The 19,766-nt window shown below is 32.0% G+C and carries 18 protein-coding genes; 4 read left to right on the forward strand and 14 right to left on the reverse strand.

Annotated features, from left to right (window positions below; translation table 11 throughout):
* Positions 1-74: 74 nt before the first annotated feature.
* The 3 genes from CLLI_RS07870 to manA form a co-directional block, all read right to left on the reverse strand.
* Positions 75-1,139 (reverse strand): hypothetical protein, encoded by a 1,065-nt coding sequence (locus CLLI_RS07870; protein WP_106063662.1) that lies wholly within the window; start codon positions 1,137-1,139, stop codon positions 75-77.
* Between the two features lie 286 nt (positions 1,140-1,425).
* Positions 1,426-1,995 carry a tRNA 5-(aminomethyl)-2-thiouridylate-methyltransferase MnmM gene (mnmM, locus tag CLLI_RS07875; protein WP_106063663.1) on the reverse strand — a complete coding sequence of 190 codons (570 nt, stop codon included), beginning with the start codon at positions 1,993-1,995 and terminating at the stop codon, positions 1,426-1,428.
* A 35-nt stretch (positions 1,996-2,030) separates the two neighbouring features.
* On the reverse strand, positions 2,031-3,065 hold the full coding sequence (manA, locus tag CLLI_RS07880; protein ID WP_106063664.1) for a mannose-6-phosphate isomerase, class I: 1,035 nt from the start codon (positions 3,063-3,065) through the stop codon (positions 2,031-2,033).
* A gap of 157 nt (positions 3,066-3,222) precedes the next feature.
* Here manA and CLLI_RS07885 point away from each other — a divergent pair, with 157 nt between their 5' ends.
* From CLLI_RS07885 to CLLI_RS07900, 4 genes are all read left to right on the forward strand, one after another.
* The gene (locus tag CLLI_RS07885) at positions 3,223-3,789 is read left to right on the forward strand and encodes a TetR/AcrR family transcriptional regulator (protein WP_106063665.1); all 567 of its coding nucleotides are present in this window, start codon (positions 3,223-3,225) and stop codon (positions 3,787-3,789) included.
* A gap of 164 nt (positions 3,790-3,953) precedes the next feature.
* Positions 3,954-4,859 (forward strand): acyl-CoA dehydratase activase-related protein, encoded by a 906-nt coding sequence (locus CLLI_RS07890; RefSeq protein ID WP_106063666.1) that lies wholly within the window; start codon positions 3,954-3,956, stop codon positions 4,857-4,859.
* Between the two features lie 21 nt (positions 4,860-4,880).
* Positions 4,881-5,978 carry an acyl-CoA dehydratase activase-related protein gene (locus tag CLLI_RS07895; protein WP_106063667.1) on the forward strand — a complete coding sequence of 366 codons (1,098 nt, stop codon included), beginning with the start codon at positions 4,881-4,883 and terminating at the stop codon, positions 5,976-5,978.
* On the forward strand, positions 5,959-6,924 hold the full coding sequence (locus CLLI_RS07900) for an acyl-CoA dehydratase activase (protein WP_106063668.1): 966 nt from the start codon (positions 5,959-5,961) through the stop codon (positions 6,922-6,924). Before CLLI_RS07895 ends, CLLI_RS07900 begins: the two co-directional genes overlap by 20 nt.
* A 152-nt stretch (positions 6,925-7,076) precedes the next feature.
* Here the strand turns inward: CLLI_RS07900 and CLLI_RS07905 are convergent, their stop codons facing one another.
* The 11 genes from CLLI_RS07905 to CLLI_RS07955 all read right to left on the reverse strand — a co-directional run bounded on the left by CLLI_RS07905 (position 7,077) and on the right by CLLI_RS07955 (position 19,741).
* Positions 7,077-8,381, reverse strand: coding sequence for a VanW family protein (locus tag CLLI_RS07905; protein WP_106063669.1), 1,305 nt, complete (start codon positions 8,379-8,381; stop codon positions 7,077-7,079).
* A 144-nt stretch (positions 8,382-8,525) separates the two neighbouring features.
* The gene (locus CLLI_RS07910) at positions 8,526-9,563 is read right to left on the reverse strand and encodes a patatin-like phospholipase family protein (RefSeq protein WP_106063670.1); all 1,038 of its coding nucleotides are present in this window, start codon (positions 9,561-9,563) and stop codon (positions 8,526-8,528) included.
* Positions 9,564-9,613: 50 nt separating this feature from the next.
* The gene (locus tag CLLI_RS07915) at positions 9,614-10,360 is read right to left on the reverse strand and encodes a hypothetical protein (RefSeq protein WP_106063671.1); all 747 of its coding nucleotides are present in this window, start codon (positions 10,358-10,360) and stop codon (positions 9,614-9,616) included.
* 163 nt (positions 10,361-10,523) lie between these two features.
* Positions 10,524-11,894, reverse strand: coding sequence for a hypothetical protein (locus CLLI_RS07920; RefSeq protein WP_106063672.1), 1,371 nt, complete (start codon positions 11,892-11,894; stop codon positions 10,524-10,526).
* Positions 11,895-11,972: 78 nt separating this feature from the next.
* On the reverse strand, positions 11,973-13,271 hold the full coding sequence (locus CLLI_RS07925; protein WP_106063673.1) for an acetyl-CoA hydrolase/transferase family protein: 1,299 nt from the start codon (positions 13,269-13,271) through the stop codon (positions 11,973-11,975).
* Between the two features lie 11 nt (positions 13,272-13,282).
* Positions 13,283-13,558, reverse strand: a complete 276-nt coding sequence (locus tag CLLI_RS07930) for a NifU family protein (protein WP_106063674.1) — start codon at positions 13,556-13,558, stop codon at positions 13,283-13,285.
* Positions 13,559-13,739: 181 nt separating this feature from the next.
* The gene (locus CLLI_RS07935; RefSeq protein WP_106063675.1) at positions 13,740-15,194 is read right to left on the reverse strand and encodes a 4-hydroxyphenylacetate 3-hydroxylase family protein; all 1,455 of its coding nucleotides are present in this window, start codon (positions 15,192-15,194) and stop codon (positions 13,740-13,742) included.
* A gap of 285 nt (positions 15,195-15,479) precedes the next feature.
* Positions 15,480-15,752, reverse strand: coding sequence for a hypothetical protein (locus tag CLLI_RS07940; protein WP_106063676.1), 273 nt, complete (start codon positions 15,750-15,752; stop codon positions 15,480-15,482).
* A gap of 22 nt (positions 15,753-15,774) precedes the next feature.
* Positions 15,775-17,247: a sigma-54 interaction domain-containing protein gene (locus CLLI_RS07945; RefSeq protein WP_106063741.1), complete on the reverse strand. Its 1,473-nt coding sequence runs from the start codon at positions 17,245-17,247 to the stop codon at positions 15,775-15,777.
* Between the two features lie 81 nt (positions 17,248-17,328).
* Entirely contained in the window at positions 17,329-18,633 is a 1,305-nt protein-coding gene (locus CLLI_RS07950; RefSeq protein ID WP_106063677.1) for an acyl-CoA reductase, read from the reverse strand.
* A complete protein-coding gene (locus CLLI_RS07955) occupies positions 18,626-19,741 on the reverse strand; it encodes a LuxE/PaaK family acyltransferase (RefSeq protein WP_106063678.1) in 1,116 nt (371 codons plus the stop codon). The genes CLLI_RS07950 and CLLI_RS07955 overlap by 8 nt, the downstream gene beginning before the upstream one ends.
* Positions 19,742-19,766: the final 25 nt, after the last annotated feature.

Consider the following 19,766-nt stretch of genomic DNA (forward strand, 5'->3'; position numbering starts at 1 on the left):
GTATTTTGTATTTCTTCTCCCTTGTTTATAAATGATAGCCAAGAAAAAAGACAGCATATAGTGCTGTCTTTTTTCTATATCTGCTTCATAACTGGTGCTGTATCAGAAGGTGGTTTATCCATATCTGTTACACCTATATGCCATCTTCCCTTTTTGTCCATAGCTGAATAGTATATTTTATATTTACTCCCTACCTTCACCAATGAAGATCTATATATCATACCATTATCCCAAGCGAACGTGTTTTTGGAAGGAGCTAATAAATCTGTTGTTTTTCCAAAGTTTACTCCATCCTTTGAAATTGCATAGGATAGTATAAGATTATTTTCAAATTGTTTATAGTAGTTAGCTACCAATAACTCATAGCCTTTATCTGTTCTTGTAACGTCAATATGCCAAGGGTAACAGCTCTCATCATATTTTACATATACTTCTCTAGGCTTTTCCCATTTAGTTGAATCCTTGCTTTCAGTATAATTTATTACAGTAACTTTATTTACATAGGTTACATACCACATTTTATATAAATTATTTTCATATATTATAGCTGGAGATAAACATAATCCTTTTTTCTGATAGAATATTAATTTAGGCTTACTCCACCTTATTCCATCCTTTGAAACAACCTTATATATAAAATCTTCGCTGCCTGCTCTTTTCTTAGATGTGCCTTTATTTACCCTATACCACAGCTCCATTGAATTATCCTTATAATTTAATACTAGATGAGGATCACTATTGTGTCCCCCCATGTTTACATCCTTTGGAGGTGGGATAACTGGATTTCTTAGTCCAAGTGGAAGCACCCAATTAACTCCGTCATTAGAAACCAATATAGATGGATTCTCATAGCGATCTACATAGTTAGGATAAGGAGTGTATGCCATCCAATATTTATAACCATTCCAACCCTTAGGCATATACAATACTTTAGGATGATTGCTTTGATCTTTACCATCATAGGTAGATATCCTTAAATATTTTTTAGCATTTATACAATATGTCCCTTTCTCATTTTTGAATTCCACCTTTTTCAAATCATTGTTAGCATTTATCTTTGTCCTATTAAAGGGTAAGCTATTAACAGTAAATATAATAAAAAAGAAGACTATTAATATTAAAAAGTATTTTTTTCTCATGATGACTCTCCTTTACCTACAACTGAATATGTTGTAAGGTAATTATATATAATATTTGTCCATAATTTGTTACAAAATAATTACATGAAAAAATATATATTTACCCTTAGTATTCCTGTCTTTATTAATAGTATTGCTAGTTAAAAATGCCATACTCTAAATATTAAAGTATGGCATATTATATTTACTGTAAGGTTCTAAATTCATAACCTTCAGCTCTTAAATATTCAATTATCTCAGATAGGTCTTGTACTGTACCTTGGTTTCCTTTGCTTTATCTTCTGTTTTACCTTTTTTCAATACATATAAGTTCAGGGGGATTATTTATTTGATTTGTAAAGCGCAAATTTACTACATTGTATTCCTTTTGATTTAAACATGAGGTAAACTCATAAAGCATTTTTCTTTCCGCTTTTCCTTCCTCATGTCCATAGTATATAACTAAAATTATTACTCCATTTTCTTTTAATAATTCTAATGCTTTTTTTATTGCAAGTATTGTAGTTTCTCCTTTAGTGGTTATACTGCGGCAGGCGTTTGGCAAATACCCTAGGTTAAACATCACTAGGGTTACCTTTTCATTTATATACTTATATAAATTTTCATGTCCATCTAAAATTAACTGAACGTGGCCCTCCATATTACTTTCCTTAAGCCTTTTTCTTGTGTTCTCTAGGGCAATTTTCTGGATATCAAAGGAATATACCTTCCCCTGTTCCCCTACCAGCTGTGCTAAAAAAATAGTGTCATTGCCATTGCCCATGGTAGCATCCACCACCACATCTCCTTTATTTATCTTTACCTTGCATATTTCCTTTGCCAGATTCATTGAATTAGTAAAAAAATTCTTCTCCATGTAATTTATCTCCTTTTCTATAGTGAATTGTCTTTTTAAAGTATAATCTCATCTAAAGAATAGCCCTTTTCACTTAAATGCCTTTTCTTTTCTTCTATCATATTCTCTTCTGATACATAGCATCTTAAGGCTTTAAAATCCCCATGAAGTGTGTATTTAGTAAGAGATGCAGGAATAAAAATAGATTCCCCTGCTTTAAACTTAAGATAATATTCTCCATATTTTATTTCTCCCTGTCCCTGTAGAAAAGTATATATATAAAATATATTTTCACTATTTATAAATTTCTTTTCTCCCCTTGATTCATAAAGTTCTAGGGAAAAATATTTATTTAAAGCAATATAGGTTAGTGTAAAATTTTCATATTCTAATTTTAATCCTTTATACTTTCCCTTTTTTCCTTTAAAGTTAAAATCTATAACCTGTAGTGCCTTTTCTATATGAAGAGATCTTTTATTCCCTTGTGCATCAGTTCTGTGGTAGTCATAAATCCTATAGGTTAAATCTGAGTTTTCCTGTATTTCCGCTAACAGTATTCCCTGCTGTATAGCATGTACTACCCCTGCTGGTATATATATTATATCTCCTTCTTTTACATCAATGTATTTAAGACAGGAATCTATTCTATTATCTTTTATAGCTTTTACAAAGGTTTCCTTGTCCATTTCCTCTCTAAAGCCATATATAATTTTAGCCCCAGGCTTTGCCTGTAAAATATACCACAGTTCATTTTTGCCCTTTTGCCTCTGTTCATAATTAAAGGCATATTCATCATTGGGATGTACCTGTACAGAAAGTTTATTATTAGCGTCTATAAATTTTATAATTATAGGAAATTCCTTTAAATCCTTTCTTCCCAAAGCTTCTTCTCTATATTTTTCTATAAACTGGTTAAAAGCCATGCCTTTAAAGTCTCCATTGGCTATTATGCTAATGCCTTCCTTATGGGTTGAAACTTCCCAGCTTTCTGCTACTATACCTTCAGGAAGCTTTTTGCCTAAATGCTCCAAATTTCTGCCTCCCCAAATATAGTCCTTGTAAATAGGTTCAAACTTTAAGGGATAAAGCATTTTTTTCTCCTTTTATATTAATATTATAATCCTTATCTATACTATATTTATATGTTGTGTAATATGTTCAATATTTCTTTGTAAACTTATCTATTATATATTGACAATGGCATAGTATTATTCTATTATGAATTATATTTCATAAGGGGGCCATATTTTGCCAAAGATAATAAGAGATTTAGAAAAAAAGATTTTCAATACTTCCATGGAATTGTTTTTAGAAAATGGTTATGAAGGAGTAGACATGAAGATGATTGCTAAAAAATGCAGCATAGCCGTAGGTACTCTTTATAACTATTATCCTAATAAAAAAGAACTTTATATAGCCATATTAAATGAGAGTTGGAATGATACATTTAAAAGATTTGATAAATTAAAAACCTTACAGCTAACCCCTAGGGAAAAAGTGGAGAAAGCTATATTAATGCTTTATGAGGATATAGAAAAAAGAAGGGGACTTGGAAAAGAGCTACTAAATAAAAATATAAAGGATCTCATTGAAGATGCGCGGGTTTCAGAATTTAAAAAAGCCCTTATAAAGAATATGGAAATGTCTATATCATGCCTAGAAAAAAAGGAAGCCTATAAAGATGATAATAGCATAAATATTAGACTAGCAGAGATTCTTCTGGTATCCATACCTATTCTAATTGAATCTCATAGGCATGAAAAAGAAGAAAATATTAGATTTTTAAATGAGATGTTGGATGGATTTATACTTTAAAAAAATATCTATATGCCATGTAAAAATCAAAGAAACTTGTAAAATATATTTTGCAGGTTTCTTTTTTTTTATAAAATTTTCGTTGATAAATGAATAATATTCCTCCAGGTGGCAAAAATGTGAAATGTATTATAAATTACAGCATATGTAGAAGGAGAATTTTTATGAAAGTTGGCGTACCTAGAGGATTATTATTTTATAAGTATCGACCCTTCATTACTACCTTTTTTGAAGAATTAGGCGAAGAAGTGGTACTATCTCCAGAAACGGATAAAGAAATTTTAAATTTGGGAAGTAAATACTCTGTGGATGAAGCTTGTTTACCTGTAAAGGTCTTTCATGGTCATGCAGCCTATCTAAGAGATAAATGTGATATTATATTTCTTCCAAGGATAATGCAGTTAAGGGAAAGAGAATATATATGTCCAAAATTTTGCGGGCTACCTGAAATGGTGATAAACAGCGTACCTGATATGCCCAAAGCTATTACTTTTCCTATTTATGCTTTTTCAGAAAAGAGCCTAAGAAAATGGGCTGTTAAAACAGGACTTATTTTTACTAAAAATTATTTAAAAATCCACAATTCTTATAGGGCTGCTTTAGCTGCTCAAAAAAAATTTTCTCCAGGAATTAACGATATAGACTATGATATAAAAATAGCCTTAGTAGGCCATCCCTACAATGTATATGACAGCTTTGTAAACATGGAATTAGTGTCCAAACTTCACAAAATGGGAATTGGAGTGATTACAGAGGAGTATATAGGTGATGAGCTTATAGATAAGGAAGTAAAAACTTTATTTAAAAGACCCTTTTGGACCTTTACAAGAAACTCCTATGGCTTTTCCTCCTATGTTGGAACCCATAAGGAAGTTCAGGGAATTATCTACCTTTCTTCCTTTGCCTGTGGAACAGACTCTATAACTATAGAATTCATTAAGGACAGATTAGATAACTTTCCTATATTGGTTTTAAAAATAGACGAGCAAACTGGAGAAGCAGGTTTTAACACAAGAATTGAAGCTTTTGTGGATATGCTTAAAAGAGCAGTGGTCAATTGTCAACTTTAAAAAAAGAGAGGTGTAAAAATTATGGTTATTACCTTTCCCCATCTTGGGAATTCAGCATTTGCTGCTAAGGCAATTTTTGATGACCTGGAAATAGACTACATACTTCCTCCTGTAAGCAGTAGGACTTCCTTAGAAATAGGTTCCTGCCATGCTCCTGAGGAAATATGTCTTCCCTTTAAAATAATGCTGGGCAGCTTTATTCAAAGTATAGAAAAAGGAGCAGATACTATACTTATTCCTGGCAGCTGCGGTCCCTGCAGATATGGGGAATACTGTGAACTACATATGAAAACATTAAAGAAATTAGGGTATAATGTGGAATTCATAGTGTTAGACCAGCCAGGTGATATAGGCTTTCAGGAATTATTAAATAGAATTAATAAAATATCTTTAAAAAGTTCCAAGAGCAATAAAGAAAAAATCAATGCCTTAATTAGTGGCTATAGAGTTATAAATTTAATAGATAAAATAGAGCAAAAGGCTAAAATTAAATCAGGTTATGAATTAAATAGTGGAGAATGTAAAAGACTTTTTAATGAATGTAAAAGAGAATGTGTTCTTACTAAAAAGTCTAATGAAATGATTCTATTATTAAAAAAATACAATAATTTATTGGATAATGTGGCATTAAACAAATCTAAAAAGCCATTAAGAATTGCTATAATAGGAGAAATATATACTTTGCTTGAGCCATTTTCCAACCTATATATAGAAGATAAACTTATGGATTTTGGGGTCAGCAGCAAAAGATTTTTATATCCCAGCTGGTGGGTTAAGGATGCTGCACTATCTCCTGTAAATTTAAATTCTTTAGATATAAAAAAAGCTTCTAAAAAATATCTTCCTTATTATATTGGCGGATTTGGAAGAGAATGTGTGGGAGAAGCAGTGCTGGCTAAAAAACAGGGCTTTCATGGGGCTATTCAAATTTTACCTATGGGCTGTATGCCAGAGATAGTTTCTAAATCCATATTACCTACTATATCTAAAGATGAGGACTTCCCTATTATGACTTTAGTAGTGGATGAAATGACAGGAGAAGGTGGCTATCAAACCAGAATAGAAGCCTTTTTAGACTTACTCGAAAGGAGAGAATTCAATGTATTACATGGGTGTTGATGTAGGTTCCGTTAGTACAGATATTATACTTTTAGATAGAGATTTTAATCTTGTGGAAAGCCTTTATCTAAGGACTAAAGGAAAGCCTATAAATGTTATTCAGGAAGCCTTTAAAATATTAAAGGGAAAATATGAGGATGGTATGATAGACGGGGTTGGAGTTACTGGCAGCGGCAGGCATATTGCCTCCTACATAATTGGAGGGGATGCAATAAAGAATGAGATAACTGCCCATGCTGTGGCATCACTGAATTTGAATAAAGAAGTAAAAACCATAATTGAAATAGGTGGTCAGGATTCTAAGATAATAATACTAAATAATGGAGTTGTTACAGACTTTGCTATGAACACAGTATGTGCAGCAGGCACTGGCTCCTTTCTTGATAGACAGGCAGAAAGATTGGATATCCCTATTGAGGAATTTGGAGACTATGCTTTAAAATCTAGAACTCCCATTAGAATTGCTGGCAGATGTGCGGTTTTTGCTGAATCAGATATGATACATAAGCAACAATTAGGCTATAGCGAAAATGACATTATAAATGGTCTCTGCGAAGCCTTAGTTAGAAACTATCTAAATAATGTAGCAAAGGGTAAAGATATTAAAGCCCCTATATTCTTTCAAGGCGGAGTGGCCTCCAACAAAGGAATAAAGGCTGCCTTTGAAAATACCTTAGGTGTAGAACTTATAGTTCCACCTCATCACACTGTTATGGGAGCTATTGGTGCTGCTATAATTGCCATGGAAACCTTAAAAAAGGAAAACAGAAAAACTAACTTTAAGGGATTTAATATAGCAGATGTAAACTTTTCTTCTAAGAGTTTTGAGTGTACTGGTTGTGCTAATAGATGTGAAGTGGTAAAAATACTTGGTAATGAAGAGGTAGTTGGCTGTTTTGGAGATAGATGCGGCAAATGGAACAATTCTAAAGAAAGCGTTGGGTAGAACCTGTTGAAATAATAAATAATAGGTAATAAATTATAAATAAGGAAACCCTACCCTTTCGGGTAAGGTAAAATTCAACTAAAAACTTTTCGTATTGTGAATGAAAAAATATTATCCTTATCTATTCTTTATTCTTTATTCTTTATTATTTATTATTTATCATAAGCATCACTGCTTACTAATTGTCTGTCAATTTCTTTTCCGTTTTCGTAGGTTACCTTATATACATTAACTCTATTTCCCTTTACTTCATTGACTAAATCGTAGGTTCTGCTGGTTAAGCTTTTATTAGAATAAACATTAAAGGTTAAGTTTTTATTTTGTATTACTGATTCTATATATATTGGATATTTCAATGTGTTTTTAAACTTATAATCAATATTTCCAAAGTCCACAGTGGCATCCATGCCCAATGGAACATAGGTGGAAGCTATGGTATGATGGGTTCTTTCTGTGGATGGTATGTTTGCCCTCATTATTGCATTGTAAAGGGTTGAAGATACTTGACATACTCCTCCTCCAAAGTCATCTATAAACTCATTTCCTACTATTACTTTTGCTGGTTTGTATCCTTTTTCCTCGGTTCTCATGCCTACCACATCATTAAAGCTAAAACTATCTCCTGGCAATACTACCTTTCCGTTAATAGCATCTGATGCCAAATTAATATTGGTTGCCCTATTATCATTTGATGCTGAAAAATTAGTAGTAAAACTAGATATCATTGAATTTACAGTTCCTAAATCCTTTTGTGTAATATGGGGTTTTACTTCCTTTATGGCAGAATTAACAACTACGTTCCCTTTTCCTTTTATATTCATATTCTTATCTATTGCGTTTTTTATACTATTTTTGTCCACTGCCTGTCCATAACTTTCTTCTTTTACAGCAAAACCACCAGAAGGACTATTAACTATTTTTGCATCTACAGCATCCCTATTATTTTCATTCTCTATGTTTTTTATCATTTCATCTATTTTTTTACTGCTGTATTTATATTTTAATTCTAATTCTTCATTTTTCGGCTTTTTTATAGCTTTATATTTCTTTAAAATATCTTCATCTTTATGAATATTAAAAGCAGAATTAATTACTTCATCATAATTATATTCTATATTAAGCTGTGAAAAATTTATGGTATACTTTTTATCTAATACTTTAATAATAATATTTCTTTCCTTATTACTTTCTTTATATTTTTGTGATAATAAGGATAAAGCATCTTTCTTTGTCTTTCCTCCTACGTTTACACCCTCTATAAATATTCCAGGATAAATTAAATTATCGTACTTTTTAACAGTTGAATATACCTTAATAGCGTGAAAACCTGATATAACTACTGTCATTATGAATAAAATAGTTAAGGTTATAATTGCAATCCTTTTTCTATGAATTTTTCTTTTATGGACCTTGCTTTGTCTTCTAGAGTAATCACTATTGTTTGTTTCTAATTGCATGTATTCACCTTCTTAAAATTAATTTTTGTCAGCATTATTTATTATAATACAATACTTACTTTCTTAAAAGGTTTCAAATTAGTTAAATTTATCATTTATGGGAAGGCTAATTACATGCGTGGGCATACATGAGCCTAAATCACTTTATAATGCAGTTTTATTGCCGCTGCAATCGGTACAGTAGTTTCTCCTGAAGACTAAATATGAATTGTAATTTTCCTCCCAGCTTTTTATAAACTTTCTTGCACATTTCTCCCCGGAATTATATAACTCCATCATTCTTTCTTTAGATATTTTAAAATCTGTAGTCTTTACCCCCAAGGTATCAATCTCAATGGTTCTTAAATTATTTATTCTTATTACATCCATATCAATTTCGCTCTTTAACATGGTTTCTATAAGAGCATGAGTAAGATTAAATATATTGGTTATTTTATTTCTCTTGCATTTTTCATCTATATCAATTAATTTAAATCCTATGGTAGGCCATTCTGGTTCTCCTTCTACATCGAAAAGCCATACGGGATAATTGCTTAGAAGTCCACCATCTACTATAAAGTATTTCTCTTTACTAAAGTTATGTTTTATTACCACGGGCTGAAAGAATATAGGAATGCTTATACTCATTCTTACCGCCAAGCTTACATCCAATTCATCAGGATCCATACCATAATCTGCTATGTCCTCCGGCAATATAAGCATCTTTTCCCTGGTAATATCCGCCGCAATTATATGAAGCTTATATTTTCTTTTGTACTTTGGATTATTGATTAATATATCCTTCTCACCCGGAATAATAAGGTCTTTAAATTTCACCCTTCTTTTTTCCTTTAATTTATATTTCATTTTTTCATAAAGCAGTTCCTCTATCCAATCGCTTATGTAATCCCCATTATATAATCCTTTTTTTACCATAAGATTTACCGCTGGTTTTATAATTGGAAGTTTTATTTTACTACTATCTATAAAGTCTTTATACTCTGCCTTTTCCATTAAGTTTTTAATTTCATTCGCTGTATATCCCACAGAAATAAGAGAGGCTACCATTGACCCCGCAGAGGTTCCAGCTACATTTCTCCAGATAAACCCCTTATCCTCTATAACCTTTAGTGCGCCTGCAAAAGCTATGGCTTTAATTCCTCCCCCTTCAAAAACTCCATCAGCAAATTTTTTAATTCCCATTATATCACCCCCTAGCAATATATGCGAAATAAAAAAAAGTGCAACCACTGTCAATTATCAATTGTCAATTGTCCACTATCCTCTAGAATAGGGTCTTCTTTTCTGCAAATGTCCATAGTGAATACGGACATATAAAACTCTATAATTGTGGTAATAAGAGTTACTATAGAATAGGTTAATAAGCCAGTACTAGGCTTAATTTTCATAATGAAAGTTATTACCCCGCTTATTAAGCTCACTAAAAGTATATACCAAAAATACTTTTTCCCCAGCACCCTGCCTTTACTTAATGCCTCTTCTGGTGATGTATCATGGTATATTAGATATGATTCGCAGGGAGCTATTGTTATGATTACATAAATTAACAAAATGAATACTCCTATTAATATAATTGGAAGGGCTATAGCAAATATACTAAGAAGCAATATGCCTATAATTATAGCAATAATAATAATAGTTAATCCTAAATACCTTAAATAAAATCTAAGGCTTTCTCTAAAGCTCTCCTTATAGCTAACTTCCTTTTCTTTTATTATACTTTTTATAACTAACTGTAAAAATCCATAAAATAATGGTGCTGCAAATAAAGTAATTAGAAGCATAACTATATTATTCAATATAGAAGTCCCTACATTCCCTGGATGTGCAGCCCCTTGTGTTATAACACTATATTTATCAGTTCCTATAGTGCTGTTAGTGGCTTCAAAGGTTGTAATTTCATAAGCTAGCTTTACTAAAATAAAGGGTACAAGTAGCTTGAAATTTTGTAAATATTTTTTCAGAACATCTTTATACATTAACGTATCCTCCATTAATCGTTATGCTTTTATTTTACCATAATATTTACATTTACTCCAACTGATTATCATATAATATTGGTTACCAATAAAAATAAGGCTATGGATGATATGATAACCATTCATAGCCTTATTTTGTTATTTAATTATATTAATTATTAAGCTAATCCTGAATAGAGGTTTCGTTATCTACTACTGTCTTTTTATTTCTTCCTAAATCGCTTAAACAAAGATGAAGGATAATACCTACTGCTAATCCCCAAGCTGCTCCTCTTGTAGCTAAAACTGCTCCCATAACTCCTGCAATACCTTTATCTAAATCTGTGAAGCATATGTCCATTGCAAGTCTTGTGCATACATATCCCTGAACTAATAATGTCAAAGATAATGCCACTGGTAATACAGGCTGTACAAGGGAAACTATTGGAATCAAAGCTACTGATATAAAAGTAACCCATCTAAAAGTTCCAACACCGCTAAATATTGAATCCATAGCTTCTCGACCTTCTTTGTATCTTTGAGAAACCGCTGCTGTTACAGCTGCCCATAGTGGGCCGCAAAGTGGTACATATGGTGCTATTAAACTCATTACTATATTTCTAAAACCACTTATTAAATTTGATCTATTGGAGTTAAAATCAATTTTTTCATCTTTTCTAACTTCTTTGGCTTCATTAATTAAAGCTTCACTGGTGACAAAATCTCCAAATGCTATTATATATGCCATAATAGCCATTGGTATAGCTGATATAAATAGTGAGATATCTGGAAATCCTATTCCAAATGGACTTACTGTTTTTATTATCTCTGGAAAGTTAGGCAAGTGAACTACAGAGCCTATTTCAATTTTTGGCACTGGTAATTCTCCTGCAATAGGTCCAACTATAATACTTAAAATAATTGCTGGCAGCATTCCATACTTGGCTATAGCATTTAATACTTTATTTTTCTTTCTTAAACTTCTAAAGCTTTCCGAAAACAACAAATAGAATGCAACCACAACTCCTATTGTAACAGATATTGGGTATTTACCATATCTTCCTCCAACACTAAATTCGCCCATTATTGCTGCAAAACCAGCTCCAAGCAGAATACCTGCCTTTATTGAATTAGGCACTATATCCATAAGCTTACCTGCTGCACCTGTTATACCCATTACAATAAATATTATTCCTACTATAATCTGCAATGCTATTAGTGCTTTTATTCTTTCAGGTCCTACTGCAAAGCTACTTAAATAAGCAATAGTAAGTGGTATAGATGGCGTTATCCATCCTGGTACTACAGGGTCTCCTAATAGAGCATGGGTACAATATAGAAATCCATTGATGATAACCATTCCCCAAGCAATATCAAATGGTATACCTAAGGTTTCAGTTAAGATAGGTATTGCTCCAAGACAAGTAGCACACATTAGCATAGCTTGAAAAGCTTCAGACCATTCCCACCTGTAGTGAATAAAAGGAAGTCTAATTTTGAAAAGACCCGCCGGTGTATAAGGTTGTTCTTTCCCATATTCTCTTTTCATTGCCATAAAGGTTTCCTCCTATTTATTAAATTTAATACCCTATTTTAATAATTTATACACTAATATATACTCGCCTGTTGTCTTTTAAAACTGCTGATGAAATCTATTCTCGCACTCCTTAATTAGCCCTTCTCTAAAATTTGGATGAGCAATATTTATTAAAGCCCTAGCCCTCTCTCTCAAATTTTTACCTTTAAGATGAGCAATTCCAAACTCAGTAACTACATAATCTACATCATTTCTAGAAGTTGTAACAGCAGCTCCTTCATCTAGTAATGGAACTATTTTTGACACAGTTCCCTTTGCTGCAGTTGCTGGCATTGCAATAATAGATTTTCCATCTTTACACATATTAGATCCTCTTACAAAATCCAATTGCCCCCCAACACCGCTTATCTGCTTTAGTCCTACACTTTCAGACGCAACCTGTCCCATCAAGTCTACCTGAACACATGAGTTTATTGATACCATTTTACTGTTCTTCATTATTACTGTTGGATCGTTTACATAATCAACAGGGTACATTTCCAACATAGCATTATTGTTAGCAAAATCATATAGTTTCTTGGTTCCCATTAAGAATGTAACAACTATCTTGCCTGGATGAATAGTTTTAGCTTTATTTGTAATAACTCCCGCTTCTACTAATTCCACTACCCCATCAGATATCATTTCTGAGTGGATTCCTAAATCTTTTTTATCCCTTAAAAAGAGTAATACCGCATCTGGAATTGCACCTATCCCAAGCTGAAGAGTAGCTCCATCCTCTATTAACGATGCACAATTTTCTCCTATAGCTCTTTCAACTTCCCCAATTCTAGCTGGCTTAAGTTCTATTACTGGATGAGAACTTTCTACTACATAGTCAATTTCTGAAATATGAATAAAACAGTCTCCCATAGTTCTTGGCATTTGGTCATTTACTTCTGCAATCACTAGCTTTGCACATTCTGCTGCTGGTTTGGTATAATCATTTGAAACACCAAAACTACAGTATCCATGTTCATCTGGAGGTGTAACTTGTATTAATGCTACATCTACAGGTAAGCTTGTTCTAAATAGCTTTGGTACTTCTGAAAAGAAACATGGAGTAAAATCTCCCCTGCCTGATGCTACGGCATCTCTTGTAGTTCCCCCTACAAATATAGCATTATGTCTAAAATGTTCCTCCATTCCTGGCTGCGCATATCCTGCCTTTCCCATAGCAACCATATGAACTATTTCTACATCTTTATAGTTTTCCTTATGTGCAACCATTTCATCAATAACTGCTGCTGGTTCTCCTACTGCATGACCTAATACAACTCTGTCACCTGACTTTACCTTCCCAGCTGCTTCTTCTACTGAAATAACTTTGCTTTCATACAATTGCTGCCAACTCATTTAACTCACCCCTATTTTTTCATTAATATTTCTTTAGCCATATTAAGTAGTTCTTCACTAACCTGATTTATAAGAACTACTTCTTTTATTTCAGGAAATTTCTCTTTTAATTTACTCTCTATTACATCTTCCACTGTATATTTAGCAGATGGGCAGCCACTGCATTGCCCCACTAATTTTATTTCAACAACCCCATCATTTATGCCCAATAATTGTATATCACCATAATGCTCTCTAAGATGAGGTCTAATTTCACTATCTATTACTTTTTCTATTTCTTCAATCACTGTTGTAATCACCACCTTTTTCAGAGTACAGAGTACAGAGTAATTTTTAGTTGACAGTGGACAATTGACAGTTAAGGATGTTTTTCTAAGCAAAGCTTAGAAAAACTAAAATTAATTAACTTGCTAGAATTTTTTACTCCGTAAAAAATTCTTTCCTTAACTGTCCACTGTCAATTGTCAATTATTCTTTTATTCTTGCAATAGCTTTTGCTAGTGCTTTCTTATGGCCTAAATTTCCCTGTCTTGCAATCATAATTCTTTGAGCCTGTGGTGATCCTGCACCATGCATTGATTCTGTTCTGTATCCTACTGCTGCAGTTCCTAAAGTAATATTTTCAATAAGTCTTAATATTCTCATACGATTTTCTGTTGGCACAGATGCAATACCTTTCAAATATTTTTCAATATATGGACCTGTTTTTTCATTTCTATAATCCTTTTCTGATGGCATAGTAACCATTATTCCTCCAGCAATGTCTTCTGCAAGCCTTGCTATTTCATATGGGAATCTAGTAACATTTTGCTTACATACATTTGCAAGCAGTAAGTCTATAATATAGTTGCCTGATTCAGTTTTATATCCTTCAGCTGAACAAGCTATTCCACAAGCATATAATGTTTCATTTAAGTGGGTCATTTCTATTAATTTATCTTTAACATGTGATGCCTTGTTAGCTCCATTATAGTCAGCAGCAAGTGCAGCAGCTCCTATAAGAACGTCACCAACACCAACTTTACATCCACCATAGCTTTGTCTATGGTATCCTGCAAATCTCTCTACTAGCATACCTGCAAATTCGGTTTCTCCGTCTAAGAATATTCTTTCATTTGGAACAAATACATCATCAAATATAGTTAAAGCCTCTACCCCTCCAAAGACTTTATTCCCTACATCTATATCTGCACCAGCTTCAAGTTTTCTGCTATCACAAGACTGTCTTCCTACAATCATAAATATTCCCTCTGTATCTGTAGGTACAGCAAAGGAAATTGCATAGTCCTTATCTTCTGGTCTCATAGCTACAGTTGGCATAACCAAAACTTCATGGGAGTTACAAATACCGGTCTGGTGAGCTTTTGCTCCTCTTACTACAACTCCATCTGGTCTTCTTTCTACAACTCTTAAATATAAATCCGGGTCTGACTGTTTACTTGGCGATAACCCCCTATCCCCTTTAGGGTCTGTCATAGCACCATCTACAGTTAAATCATTTTCCTGAACATATTTCAAATATTTTTTAAATTTTTCATGGTAATCTGTCCCATAGGCCTTATCTATCTCGTATGTAGTGCTATACTCAGCATTGAAAGCATCCATACCAACACATCTTTGGAAACATGCTGCAGTTTTTTGACCACATAATCTCTGCATTTTTACCTTTTTAATAAGATCTTCAGTACTACTATGAATGTGCCCGAAACGATTAATTTTATTACCAGTTAATGTAGAAGTAGTTGTCATTAAGTCTTCATATTCAGGCATTTGAGCTAAATCATAAGTCATTTTTACAGAATTCATTGATGGACGAATTACTGGATTGTCAACTGGATTTTCTATTTTTTCTCCAAACATGTAAACATTTAAATTAAGCTTACGAAGACTTTCTACATATTGTTCCCCTGTCATCAATGCCATAAAAACCATCCCTTTCAAATTTAATTATTTACTTTTTATACATATATTACATAGCAATAGCCATGCCAATTGGAAATGCTATGGAATGGATTGTTAAAAATCAGGTTTCTCCCTCAATATACAATAGCCTACGCCTCATGTTACTTATATGTAGATTTAATGAAAAATTAAGGTCCGTTGCACTTTTACAACGAACCTTAATTTTTTAATTTACTATATAATTCTATTCCTTAATATACAGCATCTATATGAAATACTATATTTTTTGCATATTTGCAACACATTTCATTTTTGCAACATAATATTATTTATTGCATTAGAAATTATAGAATAGTCCTTATCGCTTAATATAAATACCTTACCATACTTGCCATGTAAATTTTGGTGATTGGCACAACAGCTAGTACATCCGCACAAAACCACAATTAAATCGTAGGTTTTACCTTCCTTTGCTAATTCCACAGTTAAATCTTTAAATTCACTTATTAGCTTTGTAACAATATTCCCTCTATCATATTTTGGGTTACATCCCCCACAATATTTAATACCTATTATCATAACATCACCTATTTATTAACACTTAATATTTTTTCACCATGTGTTTTTCAGAATACCTTTTCCTTTTTCTCACAAAAGTAGAAGCATCCATGCCTAAATACGCAGCAGCATCTCTAACATTTCCATACTTTTCAAAGGCCTTGTTTATAAACTGTAACTCTAACTTTTCTACTATTTCCTTTAAATTCACCTTTTCGTCGCTGCTGTCTATTTCTATGTCTAAAGAATTTAAATTACTTTTTATAGGCAAATCACTTCTTAATATATTGTCACTGCTGCTCATTATTACTGCCCTCTCTACAATGTTCTTTAACTCTCTTACATTACCAGGCCAATTATACTGTATTAAAGCATCTACTGCAGAAGATGAAAAATTTCTATTTAAACCATATTTCTTATTTAGTTCTGCTAAAAAATGTTCAAATAATGGTACTATATCGTTTTTTCTTTCTCTTAAGGGTGGAATTGTAAGCGGTACTACATTTAAACGATAGTATAAGTCCTCTCTAAATAATTTTTTTTCAACCATTTCTTCTAAATTTCTATTAGTAGCAGCTAGTATTCTAACATCTATTTTTATAGAAGCTACTCCTCCTATTCTCTTGATTTCCCTTTCCTGCAGTACCCTTAAAAGTTTAACCTGCATGTCCAAAGGTAATTCTCCAACTTCATCTAGAAAAATAGTTCCTTTATCAGCTACTTCAAAAAGACCTATCTTTCCTTCTTTATTGGCTCCAGTGAAAGCTCCCTTTTCATATCCAAACAATTCACTTTCAATTAAATTCTCTGGTATAGCTCCACAATTTATTTTTATAAAATGCTTATTACATCTTTTACTATTTTTATGTATATACTTGGCTACTTCTTCTTTTCCTACTCCCGTTTCTCCTAATAATAATACTGTGGTGTCAACATTAGCTACTCTTTTGGCCATTCTTAAAGTGTCTAACATTCTTTTATCCTGAGCAATAATATCAGAGGAATTTAATAATTGATTTCTCATAGCTTCAGCTTCTGAATAATATTTCTTTTTTAATTTCTCATTTTTGGCTAATTGTTCTTTCAGTTCATAAAGTTGAGTAACATCTCTTACATTGGTAACTACCATGGTTATATTACCTTTATTATCAAATATAGGGCTGCTAGATACCAATACTTTTTTCCCTGTTTTAAAAGTTTGCTCAATAGTAGTAGGTCTTTTATATTTTAATACTAATAATGTTCCTGAACTTGATATGACCCCTTCTTCAACTAACTTTTTCATGTTTTTGCCAATCATAAATTCCCTTGTAAGTCCTGTAATCTTTTCATAAGACTTATTAACCTTTAAAGTATTTGCTTCTCCATCTGTAATATATATACCGTCATAGGAACATTCTATTACTGCGTCTAATTCACTACATAATAATCTTGTTTTTTCTAATTCCTTAATAATTTTATCAAAATTATTATCACCAAATTTTTCGCACTTATTTTCTGGTATTTTAAAATCCATAAAAGTATCCTGTTTTGCTATTGAAAGCACCCCCAAATCAATGTTTTCCTCCCCATATAAAAAAAGTGCATAGCACTTTTTTTATATCATTCCATTAATATTTAATGAGCACCATCTAACCATATCACTAATTACAAGACTTCCATCCCAAGGAGAATCATAGAGACTCATATATCCAACCTTTACTACCCTGTCTACCCCTGCTTTTGTAATTTCATTTGCCAGGTTTATAGCTCTTTCTTGATTTTTAAGGGCTATGCCTACAGTTTGGACTCTTGGCGTAATAAGTTGTTTTACTTCAAATATATCATCTATTTCTTTTAAAAATACAGTTCTTCCACCTATAGGTTCTTCTAATTTAAATTCACTACCTATGAGAATAGTGTATTCAAATCCTTTACTGCAATGAAGCATTTTATCCACACTTAAAGCATATTCGCCTCTTATGTTTATTATGTCAGCACAAGTTGTTTCTCCTAGAAATTTTACTGGATATCTTTTATAAAGCTTTTTAAAGACCTTTATAAATCTTTGAGTTACTTCTTCTAAAGATATAGAACTTTTTTCTAAGAATACTACATGTGGAGAAGAACAGGCCTTTTGATTAAAACTTACTATATCTGTAACCAGATTTTCAAGATACTTTTCTAACTGAATACTTTCTATGGCCTCTTTATCAAATATTGCAAAAGAATATTTAGGTCCAAATATTATATCTTTACAGGTGGTCTTTTGAGGTAAACTTCTTATAGAATTTAGGGCTTCTTCTCCACCCCAAAATACTCTGCAGTCTGCTAGTTTGGACATATGACCATTAAGCTGTAAATTTGAACTAGGGAAATTTACTATACATATATTTTTTAGTATGTCTTTCCCCGAATAAGACTCCTCCTTATAATCTATTTTTATATCCTTGAAAGGTTTCAAAAGTCTTATTATTAAATCTATGCAATTCTCTGGTATTCTAACCAGATTAGAATTTCTGCATATTATGGATTGTAATATGGAGTAAATACCTAGAGTTCCTACATTTCCTGCTATCCAATGGCATGTTAATCCTCTTTTTTGTGCCTTAATAAATTTTTTATCTCCAACTTCTATAAATCCATCTAAATAACTTTTATTTTTTAAATTCAACTCTATTATTTTTTCTAAGTTAGCTTTTTTTAGATAAAAGCATAAAAAGGGTACTCCTTCTTCTTTTAAAATATCTCTATCCTTAGATATAATTTTGCTGTATTCATTTATCAAAAGAAGAATTGACTCCACTGGGAAATGCTGAAGTATTTCTTCATTATTCTTTAATACCTCACATATATGGTTAAAATCATGAAAACATAGCCCCTGTTCATAAAATTCACCATTTAGTGTATAACATTTAACCATTTCTCTTCTCCCCTTCAGCAAAAGTGTCTCCGCAGCCTCTTATTTCAGCCTTTTCTACCCTGGATTCAAATTTAAAATACTTCCCTTTTCTTCCACACTTGCAATCATCTATTCCAACTAATGTTCCAATATCCTCTGTTAAAATTGCCTGGGCTGGATAGCTAGAAGATAATGTACTCATTACCTGTATTAATCCTGATTCTCCTATGTTTACTTCTTCTAAAGTAGTTAAATCCCTTATAATAATTTCTGCAAAGTCGGGAACGTGTTTATATCCACATTGGCAATCAATAAATACAACTCCTAGCTGCTCTACCATGCCATAGAAATCCAATACATTACTGGGTTTTGTCTTAAATATATTGCCTAAAGTTGTTGAAAATTCTTTCTTGGTAACCCTTTGGGAGTTTAACTTTTTCCAGCCCCCACTGTGTACTATTTTTATCTTAGGAATATTTAGTTTTATATTATTCTCCTGTATTGTTTTTATAAATTTTGACCATATAATATAGGTAAATCCATACACTAATACTTCTTCTTCACCATACTGGCTTTCAAAATCTTTAAGTCTTTCAATATTTAATTTTAGTTCTTCTCCATCTTTGTCCATAGCGTAAACTATTTTATTAGAAAAATTGCTTATGCCTCTTATAGCCGCTCCTCTAGCTGTTAATACAGAGCCGTTTTTATTTGCATCTTCACTGTCTATAACAAGCAATGGTCTTCTCTTGTTCCCTAAGAAATTTCTTAAGGTAGCAATAAGTGCCTGTGATTGTCTTATAGAGGTCTTTTTATCTATATATATTTTACTTGGAATTCCTATAGTAGTAGCACTGGAATTTAGAACTCTTACTATTTCTTCTTTATTACAAGTATATAGATCAAACTTTTTAAACATATTTACAGGTATATAAGGTATATCTTCCAAACTATTGAAATACTTAATATCAAACCCAAGCTTATCATACATACTTCTTATATTGATATTTTTCTTATTATTCTGTAGTTGCTCTTTAAATATTTTTACAAGAATTTTTTCTTTATCACTTTGCCTTAGTGTAAAAGGTTTATTAAAAATTAATTCTTCTAATAAATTATAATTCTCCATGCTCTTCACCTACTTTATTGGCTGC

The sequence above is a fragment of the Clostridium liquoris genome, assembly GCF_002995785.1.
In the GTDB taxonomy this organism is placed as follows: Bacteria; Bacillota; Clostridia; order Clostridiales; family Clostridiaceae; genus Clostridium_AO; species Clostridium_AO liquoris.